2 protein-coding genes are annotated in these 1,191 nt (G+C 32.6%); one reads left to right on the forward strand and one right to left on the reverse strand.

The window, feature by feature from the left end:
- Positions 1-72 precede the first annotated feature (72 nt).
- Positions 73-402, reverse strand: a complete 330-nt coding sequence (locus tag ACFILT_RS01415) for a hypothetical protein (RefSeq protein ID WP_375678574.1) — start codon at positions 400-402, stop codon at positions 73-75.
- Positions 403-504: 102 nt separating this feature from the next.
- On the opposite strand from ACFILT_RS01415, the gene ACFILT_RS01420 reads away from it, so the two are divergent.
- Positions 505-825, forward strand: coding sequence for a helix-turn-helix domain-containing protein (locus ACFILT_RS01420; RefSeq protein WP_375612651.1), 321 nt, complete (start codon positions 505-507; stop codon positions 823-825).
- Positions 826-1,191 lie beyond the last annotated feature (366 nt).

Raw genomic sequence — 1,191 nt, forward strand, 5'->3', positions numbered from 1 at the left:
AGAGTTTTCCCTCTAAACTCAATTGTTTCATCAGTAAGTTCGTATTTCTTTTCTACAGCCATCTTTGTCTCCTTAATGCTGTAAAGTTTCTCCGGTGTGATCAACACCGCAGCTCTTGCAAATTTTCGACATTGGGGGGACTTGCTCTTGCATTAATCTCTGCAAGCGCTCGGGATAAAAAAAATCATCAGGACGCAAATCTATCCCATGATCACGTGCATAGTTCAAAAGCATAATTTGGTATTTAGCTGGAATGATGCCGCCTTTACCCTCTCGCTTTTCAAAAGGGTAAGCCCATTTTCTAATTACAATAACATTGCGATTAACGATATTAGCAACTTTTTTATACCCACCTAGATACTCAATTATGAGTTTTGCGGTTTTCGTATATGTTTTTATCATAGCGATAAAAATACGATATCAAAAATATTTAGTCAATACGAAAAACGTATCATTGTATTTTTTGTATTGTAAGGACTTTAAAAATAAGGAATAAACTTAATTATGATTAGGCAAAAAGAGCTAAAAATTTGGATAAAAAAAGAGCTTGATAAAATGGGACGAGGGAGCCAAGCCAAGCTTGCCGCCCATCTTGGTATAAGAAGACCAGCTATATCCAATATGATTAATCTTAATACAAATAGGGAAATGAGAGATATTAAGGCAGATGAATTAGTTAAAATTATGGAGTTTTTTAAAGATTCTTCACCTATTTCTGGACCTTACTCTGATGATTTTCTTTACTTATATTCACAAGCGAATGATTCTGAAAAGAAGATTGTCGAGGATCTTTTAAAATCTCTGCTCGCAGCAAGAAATTCATAAAAGCTTTTTTTTCACATTCGGTTAATTTATTTAGCATGATGGATAGCTGTTTTTCTTTTATATTTTCTATCATAAGCACCTCATTAACATTAATGATAATAAACAAAATCGAATAGATTTATAAAAATAAAAATACGTTTTTCGTATTTTAGCTATTGACACATCGTTACGAAAAACGTATTAATCACTCCATATCTTAGAAAATAACTTTTGCCAATAGGCAGTATGGAGGCATTTGTGAATAAACCAGTGTTTATAAATTCTGATGAAATTCTCTTAGTGATGTGCGAAAATGAAGAACAAAATCTCGCTAAATCTGGTCCTTTCTTAGAAGAAAAGGACATAATCAAATTTATCGACCAAACC

The sequence above is a fragment of the Bartonella sp. AP7XZML genome, assembly GCF_042195745.1.
GTDB lineage: Bacteria > Pseudomonadota > Alphaproteobacteria > Rhizobiales > Rhizobiaceae > Bartonella.

Excerpts from the sequence above, each read along its gene's own strand:
- ACFILT_RS01415 (WP_375678574.1), bottom strand. The coding sequence starts at position 402 with ATGATAAAAACATATACGAAAACCGCAAAACTCATAATTGAGTATCTA.
- ACFILT_RS01420 (WP_375612651.1), top strand. The coding sequence starts at position 505 with ATGATTAGGCAAAAAGAGCTAAAAATTTGGATAAAAAAAGAGCTTGAT.